A 10,286-nucleotide genomic window follows, 5' to 3' on the forward strand; every position below is an offset into this window, starting at 1 on the left:
ACGAAACCCAATTCGCGATATCTTCCAGGCGAAGCTTAATGCGGGTCCGCGACCGCACTCCGATGCAGTGCATCGGCCCATTGGGCGACTCTTGCGGGGTCCAGCCGCCCCGCACGCCCTCCCTCGCACAGTGCGGTTCGAAACCCCGCTATATCCGGCGCCAGTTCGCGAATCTCCGGCAGTTGCGCCCAACCGAGCGACCCCGCCAACCCGGTCATTGAACCGTTCTCGCCGGCCGCTCGCAAGCAAGCCGCGAGCGTGTTTTTATCGATGCAATCGAAGAGCGTGCGGCCGTTCTTGATGGCGGTATCGAAGACGATTCCCGCAAAGCCCAACGCTGCTGCAAAGCGAGTCAGCTCCACATCCATGCCCGCATCGCACAGCAGCACCGGCACGACTGCCGCCGGCAAGTTCGCCAGCTCAATCAGGCAATCCCGCGCCGCTGCCCCGGGTGTCACGCCGACCTTCACATAATCCACCCCCGTATTGCCCACCTCAATCACGCGCGTGGCGATCTCATCGATCGCCTCGGTCGCGATATCGCCGATAGTTGCGCTGATCGGCTTGACCGGGAAGGTCGATCGCAGCCGGGCCACGATCCGTGTGATCTCGTCCAGGGACACACCGCCCAACGCCCCGGCGCCCGGTTCCTTCAGATCAATCAGTTCGGCGCCCGCAAGCGCTGCATCCAGCGCTTCTTCGGACGAGCGGACGCTCGCGAGCAATGCAGTCATGAAAACCTCCGGAATAATTCAGCGCGCCGCGCCCGAGCGATGCCGTGCAATGGCCGCCATGATCCAGTCCCACGCAATACGCTCGTGCTCACCGGCGGTTTTATCGATGGCGATTTGCAAGTACGCTACTTCATGGTCGACCTTTTCTGCAGGCAACATGAACAGACGGCTCACGAGAATCGCGCCCTCCACGACGGCAGCCTGCGCCCGATTGAACCCCGTGAACGGCGCATGCGTCTCACCATGCACACTTCTCATCCGCAGCACCGGACGCTGCGGGTCGTCCCGGAATGTCTCGAGTTCAAGCTCCGTGTGAGCGAGCGAATCCTCCAGCAGCACGCTGTTCACGCGCGCGGCGGCCCGTGTCGGCCAGTCCCGCGAGTAACCTGTCACGCAGCCTGCAAACACGCGCACGTCAGTCGTGAAGTTGATCACGGCCGCGCGCGTGGCGACGATATTGTCCAGCGTAGTGGAGGGGCGAAACGGCGCAAGAATCACCAGTCCGTCCTCGAAGCGAACGCCCATGGGTGCAATGTGGGGCCGGCCATCGCGCGCCGCGGTCGTGACGATCGTTTCGTAGATCATGGCGGGGAACGCTGGTCATGGCGACGCACTGGGAGCCGGCGGATTGGCACATTTCAACTCAAGCGTAATCGTTACCTGTGTCACTTAGGACGTGAGCCCGGTTCAGCGGCAGCACGCCAGGACGATCACGCCAAGCCGCACGTCAGTTGCCCATGCAAGGACCATGGGCCGACGGCGGCGCCCAGCGCTTAACGCGTTGCGATATACATCGTGATTTCGAAACCAAAACGCATATCGGTGTAGCTCGGTGTCGTCCACTGCATAGTCGTCTCCATCAAGTTATCCAACGGAACGCCAGTACCACCCGTCGTCGCCTTTCCAGCAGCTTTCGCAACGGCAAGCAGCACCAGCAGGCACCCTCACGCAAGCAGCGTGCCAAAACACGCGCGTCGTGTTCGGAGCACATACGGAACACGCGGGCTGGATGGCGCAATGACGAATGCGTCTGACTGTCGCGGAACCGCAGCAAAGTGTCCCACGTCGTTCCGGCACACGGATGTAGGGAGTACCCCACGTTAACGGATCGCTTAACCCTGACGAAGAAAATCGTGAATTCCCCTCGGGCCGGCTCACGCTTACATTGCAATCACGGCGCAGGCCAGTCCGTTCATCTGTTCAGCTATCTGGTCACGAGCGCTTTGAAGCTTCCGCAGCGCGGTTTTCTCTTTCGAGGCAAACGAAATGAACGACTTCACCAAGGCCGCCGTCGAGCCGGCATCCAATGCGCCGGCCCCGCGTTCCCGCTACTCGGCGGGCGTCATGAAGTATCGCGAGATGGGTTACTGGCAGCCCGACTACGTACCGAAGGACACCGATGTGATCGCTCTCTTCCGGATCACGCCGCAACCCGGCGTCGAGCCCGAGGAAGCGGCGGCGGCGGTGGCGGGGGAATCGTCGACGGCAACCTGGACCGTGGTCTGGACCGACCGGCTTACCGCCTGCGATATGTATCGCGCCAAGGCGTACCGCGTGGACGCCGTACCGGCTTCGAGCAGCGCGGAGCCGCAGTATTTCGCGTATATCGCGTATGACCTCGACCTGTTCGAGGAAGGCTCGGTCGCGAACCTGACGGCATCGATCATCGGCAACGTGTTTGGCTTCAAGCCGTTGAAAGCGCTGCGGCTCGAGGACATGCGCATGCCTGTTGCTTATCTCAAGACTTTTCAGGGGCCGCCGACGGGCATCGTGGTCGAACGCGAGCGGCTCGACAAGTACGGCCGTCCGTTGCTCGGCGCCACGGTGAAACCGAAGCTGGGGCTCTCGGGCAAGAACTACGGACGCGTGGTGTATGAAGGTCTGAGAGGCGGCCTCGATTTCTTGAAGGACGATGAGAACATCAACTCGCAGCCGTTCATGCACTGGCGCGACCGGTTCCTGTTTTCCATGGAAGCCGTGAACCGCGCGCAAGCCGCTACCGGCGAGGTCAAGGGACACTACCTCAACGTCACGGCCGGGACCATGGAGGACATGTATGAACGCGCGGAATTCGCGAAGGAGCTGGGCTCGTGCATTGTGATGATCGACCTGGTGATCGGCTGGACCGCTATCCAGTCCATGGCGCGCTGGGCTCGCAGGAACGACATGATCCTGCACCTGCATCGAGCAGGACATGGCACTTATACGCGACAGCGCAGTCACGGCATTTCGTTTCGCGTGATCGCGAAATGGCTGCGCATGGCAGGCGTGGATCATGCACATGCCGGTACGGCGGTCGGCAAGCTTGAAGGTGATCCGCTTTCGGTACAGGGCTATTACAACGTGTTGCGTGAGTCGCACAATCCGGTGGACTTGTCGCGCGGCATATTTTTCGATCAGCCTTGGGCTGGATTGCGCAAAATCATGCCGGTGGCTTCCGGCGGCATTCACGCCGGGCAGATGCACCAGTTGCTGGACCTGTTCGGCGATGACTGCATCCTGCAGTTCGGTGGCGGCACGATCGGTCACCCCGCCGGCATCCAGGCAGGCGCTGTCGCCAACCGCGTCGCGCTCGAAGTCATGGTGAAGGCGCGCAACGAAGGCCGCGACATCGCGCACGAGGGGCCGGAAATACTTGAGAGCGCGGCGCGCTGGTGTACGCCGCTCAAGCAGGCGCTCGATACATGGCGCGATGTGACGTTCAACTATGCGTCGACCGACACGCCGGATTTTGCCGCCACGCCAACGCCGGCCTGAGGCCCTGAGCTTTTAGGAAACTGATTGAAAAGAGGTTAGTCATGCAAATCACACAAGGCACATTTTCATTCCTTCCCGACCTCACCGACGAGGAGATCGGCTTGCAGATCGACTACGCCCTGCAGCAGGGCTGGGCCTGCTCGGTCGAGTTCACTGACGACCCGCATCCGCGCAATACCTACTGGGAAATGTGGGGCTTGCCGATGTTCGACCTGAAAGACCCCGCCGGCGCGATGCAGGAAGTCAACGCTTGCCGAACGACCTATCCGCAGCATTACATCAAGGTCAACGCGTTCGATTCAGTGCGGGGATTCGAGACCATGCGGCTGTCGTTCATCGTCAATCGGCCACAGGATGAACCGGGCTTCCGCCTGGAGCGCCAGGACGTCCACGGCCGCGTGCAGCACTACGCGATGAAGGCTTATTCGAATGACCGGCCGCCCTCGAGCCGCCAAGTACCTGCGCCACTGGAGAGATGACGATGACGTTAGCCGCAGCCGATCTGCCGGTTCACGAACCGCCCGAAAAATCGCCCGTTCGGCCGGACATGGCTAGTGTCGATCTCGTCGCGCTGTTCCGCGAGTCGGCGGTGGGCGAGGTGCTGGCCGAACTCGATCGCGATCTGGTCGGGCTTGCTCCGGTGAAGACGCGTATCGGCGAAATAGCGGCGCAACTGCTGGTCGAGCGGGCGCGCGAAACGCTGGGGATCGCGAGCGGCGCACCCACTTTGCATATGTGTTTCTCCGGCAATCCGGGCACGGGCAAGACAACGGTCGCGCTGCGCATGGCGGAAGTATTGTTCAGGCTGGGTTATATCCGCCGCAAGCATCTGGTGTCGGTTACGCGAGACGACCTTGTTGGCCAGTACATCGGGCACACGGCGCCCAAGACACGCGACGTGCTCAAGCGCGCCATGGGCGGCGTTCTGTTTATCGATGAAGCGTATTACTTGTATCGGCCGGAAAACGAGCGCGATTACGGGCAGGAAGCTATTGAGATCCTGTTGCAGACCATGGAGAACCAGCGTTCGGATCTGGTAGTCATTCTGGCGGGCTATGAGTCGCGCATGGAAACCTTCTTCCAGAGTAATCCGGGGTTTCGCTCGCGGATTGCGCATCACGTCACGTTCCCCGACTACGACGCCGCGGAACTGCTCGCGATTGCCGAAGGCATGCTCGCACGGATGCACTACCGGCTCGACGCCGAGGCGCGTACCGCGTTCGAAGACTATCTCGCGCGGCGCATCCGCCAGCCGAATTTCGCGAATGCGCGCTCGGTGCGCAACGCGCTCGACCGCGCGCGATTGCGCCAGGCCAGCCGTCTGTTCGCCGAGGCGATGCAAGGCGGCGGTCCATCCGACACCGCTGCGCTGACCCTGCTGTGCGCCACCGATATTCGCGCGAGCCGTGTGTTCGACGCGCCGTCGCCCGGACCTGCTTAAACCTCCCAGGAGTGCGCCATGCTGGATGGACGGACCACACTTTCAAAGTTCCTGATCGATACCCTCGATCGCAAGCCATCGCCTGTTCAGGCCAGCGGATTGTCGGCGCTGCTGATCGACGTAGCGGCTTCGATCAAGACCATCTCGGCGCAACTGACCAAGGGGGCATTGGGCGGCAACTACGGCTCGGCTGCGACCATCAACACGCATGGCGAGGAACAGAAGAAACTCGATATTGCGACCAATGACATCTTCCTGCAGCACTGCGAGTGGGACGGTCTGCTGGCGGGCATGCTGTCCGAAGAGATGGAAGACGTGTACACGATTCCGCCCGCGTATCCGCGCGGGGAATATCTGCTGGCGTTCGATCCGCTGGACGGTTCCTCGAATATCGATATCAACGGTGTGGTCGGATCGATCTTCTCGGTATTACGGGCGCCCGACGGGTTGAAGTCAGGCCCCGAAGCGATCGACGCCGCATTCCTGCGGCCGGGGCACGAGCAGGTGGCAGCAGGCTACGCGGTATACGGTCCGTCGACCATGCTCGTCATATCGGTTGGTAATGGCACGCATGGCTTCACGCTTGATCGCGAGGTCGGAAATTTCGTGCTCACGCATTCGGATATCCGCATTCCGGAGGACACCTGTGAGTTCGCGATCAACGCGTCGAACGAGCGTTTCTGGGAACCGCCCGTGCGCCGCTATGTACAGGAATGCAAGGATGGACGCAGCGGTTGCCGTGAACGGGATTTCAACATGCGCTGGATCGCTTCGATGGTCGCCGAGGTCCACCGCATCCTGATGCGCGGCGGCGTCTTCATGTACCCACGCGACTTCAAGACGCCGGCCATGCAAGGGCGCTTGCGGCTCCTGTATGAAGCCAGTCCGATGAGTTTCCTGATCGAGCAGGCGGACGGCATGTCGACCACGGGGCGCGAGCGGATTCTCGACGTGCAACCCCGGGCGTTGCACGAACGTGTGCCGGTGATCCTGGGATCGAAGAATGAAGTGGCGCGCATTGCCCGCTATCACGCCGACTATGACCGTGGCGAAGACAAGCCCTACACGTCGCCGCTTTTTAACAAGCGGTCGTTGTTCCTGCCTGAAGCGCCGGCCTGAGCGCGTCGCCTGATCGAATTCGATTACGAGAACCAGGAGACACACCATGTCAGTCAAACATCCGGTTATCGCGGTGACCGGCTCCAGCGGCGCGGGCACGACAACCGTCATGAAGAGCTTCACCCACATTTTCAGGCGAGAGCGGATCAACGCGCAGATTGTAGAGGGCGATGCGTTTCATCGACACGATCGCCTGGGCATGCGTGAGGCGCTCAGGCAAAGCGAGTGTGACGGTGTGCGCAACTTCAGCCATTTCGGCCCGGAGGCCAACCTGCTTGAAGAGCTTGCGCAACTCTTCGCAAACTATGGGGATACGGGGACCGGACAGGTTCGCCACTATGTCCACGATGATGCGGAAGCTGCGCTCTACCAGCAGGACGCCGGCACGTTTACGCCCTGGGAAGACATTGCTGCCGGCACGGACCTGATGTTCTATGAAGGGCTGCACGGTGCGGCTGTGACCGACAAGGCCGATGTTGCGCGTCATGCGGACCTGCTTGTGGGCGTGGTGCCGATCATCAATCTGGAGTGGATTCAGAAGCTGCATCGTGATCAGACCTTGCGGGGCTATTCGCACGAGGCGGTGGTCGACACCATCCTCAGGCGCATGCCGGACTATGTGAACTACATCTGCCCGCAGTTTTCGCGCACGCATGTCAACTTCCAGCGGGTGCCCACCGTGGATACGTCCAACCCGTTCACCGCACGCGAGATTCCGCACGCGGACGAAAGTTTTGTCGTCATCCGGTTCGCCCGGCCCAAGGGAATCGATTTCCCGTATTTGCTCACCATGCTGCACGACTCGTTCATGTCGCGTCCGAATGTGATCGTCGTGCCGGGCGGAAAGATGGGACTCGCGATGCAGCTCATCTTCACGCCGCTGATCCTGCAGTTGCTCGATCGGCGCGCTCGCGCCTGAGGGTTTGGTCTTATCGTTTTCTAACTGGAGGAGGCATCCGATGAATGCCGTCACTGAAGTATCTGCTGAAGCAAGCGCACCCCCGGGCGTTCGTGATGAAACCCGGTTGATGGCGAACGCGCTCCGTTTTCTTGCCATCGATGCGGTCGGCCAGGCCAAATCCGGTCATCCTGGCATGCCGATGGGAATGGCGGAGATCGCCGTTGCATTGTGGAGCCGGCACCTGAAACACAACCCTCGCAATCCTGACTGGGCCGACCGTGATCGTTTCGTGTTATCGAACGGGCATGGTTCCATGTTGTTATACGGACTCCTGCATCTGAGCGGCTACGACCTGCCACTCGATGAACTGAAACGCTTCAGGCAACTGCACAGCAAGACGCCGGGGCATCCCGAGGTGGGGCTGACGCCGGGCGTTGAAACGACAACCGGACCTTTGGGCCAGGGATTTGCGAATGCGGTCGGCATGGCGCTTGCCGAGGCGCTGCTCGCGAGGGAGTTCAACCGGCCAGGGCATGTGATTGTCGATCATCGAACTTATGTTTTTGTTGGTGATGGTTGCCTGATGGAAGGCATTTCACACGAGGCGGCTTCGCTGGCGGGTACGCTCGGACTGAACAAGCTGACAGTGCTCTACGACGACAACGGCATCTCGATCGACGGCCACGTGGCCCACTGGTTTGCCGACGATACTCCCGCGCGCTTCGAGGCCTATGGCTGGCACGTGGTGCGCGAGGTGGACGGCCATGATGTCGATGCCGTTGACCGCGCATTACGCCATGCGCGTACGGTCGGAAAGCCGACGCTGATCTGTTGCAAGACGGTCATTGGAAAGGGCTCGCCGTCGATGGCCGGGACCCACGACGTGCACGGCGCGCCGCTTGGTGCTGAGGAGGCCGCAGCCACCCGGCGTGCACTTGACTGGCCTTATCCGCCCTTCGAGATCCCGGCGGCGATCCGGAACCGGTGGGACGCTCGCGAGCATGGGGAGACGGTTGAAGCCGACTGGACCGGTCGGTTCGGTGCATACCGGCGGCAGTTTCCCCGTGAAGCGGCCGAGTTCGAACGGCGTACGCGCGGAGCACTGCCTTCGCATTGGCGCACGGCTGCGCTGGCGCTCGTGCAGGACGCCAACCGCGCGGGTCAGTCTATAGCGACGCGCAAGGCGTCGCAGCAGGCGATAGAAGGGCTGGCTCGTGTGTTGCCCGAACTGTTGGGGGGATCGGCGGATCTCACCGGTTCAAACCTCACGCGCTGGAAGGAGGCCGTGACAGTCCAAGGCGGGCGCGACGGTGTCCAGGGCGGTAACTACGTGCACTTTGGCGTGCGTGAATTCGGCATGAGTGCGGCGCTTAACGGCATGGCGTTGCATCGCGGATATCTGCCTTTCGGCGGCACCTTCCTCACATTCTCCGACTACTCGCGTAACGCGCTGCGCATGGCCGCGCTGATGAAAGTTCGTACGGTGTTTGTGTTTACGCACGACTCCATTGGCCTCGGTGAAGATGGTCCGACGCATCAGTCGATAGAGCATGCAGCCAGCCTTCGACTGATTCCAGGTTTGGATGTATGGCGTCCGTGCGACACCGTGGAGACGGCGCAGGCCTGGGTGTGCGCGATCGACCGCGATCGTCCTTCCTGTTTATTGTTGAGCCGTCAGAGCTTGCCGTTTGTTTCGCGCGATGAAGAACAGATCGATGCCATTGCCAATGGCGGGTATGTGCTGCGCGACTGGGCGGCGCCGGCGGGCCGTGTGTCGAAGCGGGTGGTGCTGATTGCGACTGGATCGGAGGTCGCGCTTGCGCTGGCGGCGATTGAGCCGTTGCATGCGCAAGGAGTGTTTGCCCGGGTGGTATCGATGCCATCTACTACCGTGTTTGACCGTCAATCGCGAGCGTGGCGTGACAGGGTGCTACCGCGGGACGTACCCCGTGTGGCGGTCGAAGCGGGAGTGAGTGCTTCCTGGCGGCAGTATGTCGGGCTGGACGGCGGGGTGGTGGGAATCGATTGTTTTGGCGAATCCGCGCCGGCCGAAGTATTGTTCGAGCATTTCGGGCTGACGGTCGAGGCAGTCGTCGAAGAGGCAAGCAGGGTTGCTTGCTGAGCGCATCGGTTTTCAGGGGGTTATTGATAGCCTTGATATAACGGAGTCCGAAATGTCATTTATCGCATTGCGTCAGTTGCTGGATCATGCAGCGGAACATGGCTATGGCGTGCCTGCGTTCAACGTGAATAACATGGAGCAGATCCAGTCGATCATGCAGGCGGCAGAGGCAACGCGCAGTCCCGTGATTTTGCAGGCGTCCGCGGGGGCACGCAAATATGCCGGGGAGCCGTACCTGCGTCATCTTGTGTTGGCTGCGATCGAGGCGCATCCTGACCTGCCGGTCGTACTGCACCAGGATCATGGGGCGAGTCCATCGGTGTGCCAGCAGGCGATCCGGTCGGGCTTCACGTCCGTGATGATGGATGGATCGTTGATGCCTGACCAGAAGACGCCTGCCGATTACGTTTACAACGTGGAGGTTAGCCGGCGGGTAGTGGAGGCGGCGCATGCGGTGGGGGTTTCGGTCGAGGGGGAGCTTGGATGTCTTGGTTCGCTCGAAACGGGGCAGGCCGGCGAGGAGGATGGCGTGGGAGCGCAGGGCCGGTTGTCGCGTGACGATTTGTTGACCGATCCCGAGCAGGCAAGGGCATTTGTCGGGGCGACGGGCGTGGATGCGCTTGCTATTGCCATTGGGACGTCGCATGGCGCGTACAGGTTTAGTCGTCAGCCGGATGGGGAGATTCTGGCGATTGACCGGATAGTTGCGATTCACCGGTTGATTCCGGATACGCATTTGGTGATGCATGGATCGTCGTCGGTGCCGCAGGAATGGTTGTCGATTATTCGTGAGTACGGTGGTGAGATACCGGTGACTTATGGCGTGCCGGTGGAAGAGATTCAGCGCGGGATTGCCAATGGCGTGCGCAAGGTGAATATCGATACGGATATCAGGTTGGTGATGACCGGGGCGATGCGAAGGTCGCTGGCAATGGCGAAGGGTGAGTTCGATCCGCGTCATGCGTTGAAGGCAGCGACGGCTGCGGCGAGGGATCTATGCGTGGCACGGTTCGAGGCGTTTGGATGCGCCGGGCAGGCTGACAGGATCAAGCCGCTAGGGTTGGATGTGATGGCACGGAAGTATTAGTCGCTGGCGCTTGTTTGGGGTTTGGGCAGGTTCTGGGGTTTGGGGTTAGCGGTCGGGGTGCTAGGTTCTGGTGTTAGCGGTCGGGGTTGATGCCGGGTTGCTGCTTTCGGCGTTAGCGGTCTGCA

The 10,286-nt window shown here is 61.3% G+C and carries 10 protein-coding genes; 7 read left to right on the forward strand and 3 right to left on the reverse strand.

What is annotated here, in order from left to right:
- Positions 1-35 precede the first annotated feature (35 nt).
- The 3 genes from HB376_RS21860 to pqqA all read right to left on the reverse strand — a co-directional run bounded on the left by HB376_RS21860 (position 36) and on the right by pqqA (position 1,582).
- Positions 36-734, reverse strand: coding sequence for a (5-formylfuran-3-yl)methyl phosphate synthase (locus HB376_RS21860; RefSeq protein ID WP_213765749.1), 699 nt, complete (start codon positions 732-734; stop codon positions 36-38).
- 18 nt (positions 735-752) lie between these two features.
- Positions 753-1,319, reverse strand: a complete 567-nt coding sequence (locus HB376_RS21865) for a DUF447 domain-containing protein (RefSeq protein WP_213765750.1) — start codon at positions 1,317-1,319, stop codon at positions 753-755.
- A gap of 188 nt (positions 1,320-1,507) precedes the next feature.
- Complete coding sequence (gene pqqA / locus HB376_RS21870) at positions 1,508-1,582, reverse strand: pyrroloquinoline quinone precursor peptide PqqA (RefSeq protein WP_013342881.1); 75 nt, start codon at positions 1,580-1,582, stop codon at positions 1,508-1,510.
- A gap of 418 nt (positions 1,583-2,000) precedes the next feature.
- Between pqqA and HB376_RS21875 the strand changes: the two genes are divergently transcribed.
- From HB376_RS21875 to fba, 7 genes are all read left to right on the forward strand, one after another.
- A complete protein-coding gene (locus HB376_RS21875) occupies positions 2,001-3,491 on the forward strand; it encodes a form I ribulose bisphosphate carboxylase large subunit (RefSeq protein WP_213765751.1) in 1,491 nt (496 codons plus the stop codon).
- Between the two features lie 41 nt (positions 3,492-3,532).
- On the forward strand, positions 3,533-3,970 hold the full coding sequence (locus tag HB376_RS21880; RefSeq protein ID WP_213765752.1) for a ribulose bisphosphate carboxylase small subunit: 438 nt from the start codon (positions 3,533-3,535) through the stop codon (positions 3,968-3,970).
- Positions 3,971-4,038: 68 nt separating this feature from the next.
- The gene (gene cbbX, locus HB376_RS21885) at positions 4,039-4,932 is read left to right on the forward strand and encodes a CbbX protein (protein WP_255631494.1); all 894 of its coding nucleotides are present in this window, start codon (positions 4,039-4,041) and stop codon (positions 4,930-4,932) included.
- Positions 4,933-4,950: 18 nt separating this feature from the next.
- Entirely contained in the window at positions 4,951-6,051 is a 1,101-nt protein-coding gene (locus HB376_RS21890) for a class 1 fructose-bisphosphatase (protein WP_213765754.1), read from the forward strand.
- Positions 6,052-6,097: 46 nt separating this feature from the next.
- Complete coding sequence (locus HB376_RS21895; RefSeq protein ID WP_213765755.1) at positions 6,098-6,970, forward strand: phosphoribulokinase; 873 nt, start codon at positions 6,098-6,100, stop codon at positions 6,968-6,970.
- A gap of 40 nt (positions 6,971-7,010) precedes the next feature.
- On the forward strand, positions 7,011-9,074 hold the full coding sequence (gene tkt, locus HB376_RS21900) for a transketolase (RefSeq protein ID WP_213765756.1): 2,064 nt from the start codon (positions 7,011-7,013) through the stop codon (positions 9,072-9,074).
- A gap of 52 nt (positions 9,075-9,126) precedes the next feature.
- The gene (gene fba, locus HB376_RS21905; RefSeq protein WP_213765757.1) at positions 9,127-10,161 is read left to right on the forward strand and encodes a class II fructose-bisphosphate aldolase; all 1,035 of its coding nucleotides are present in this window, start codon (positions 9,127-9,129) and stop codon (positions 10,159-10,161) included.
- Positions 10,162-10,286: the final 125 nt, after the last annotated feature.

Source organism: Caballeronia sp. dw_19, assembly GCF_018449515.1.
Taxonomy (GTDB): Bacteria; Pseudomonadota; Gammaproteobacteria; order Burkholderiales; family Burkholderiaceae; genus Caballeronia.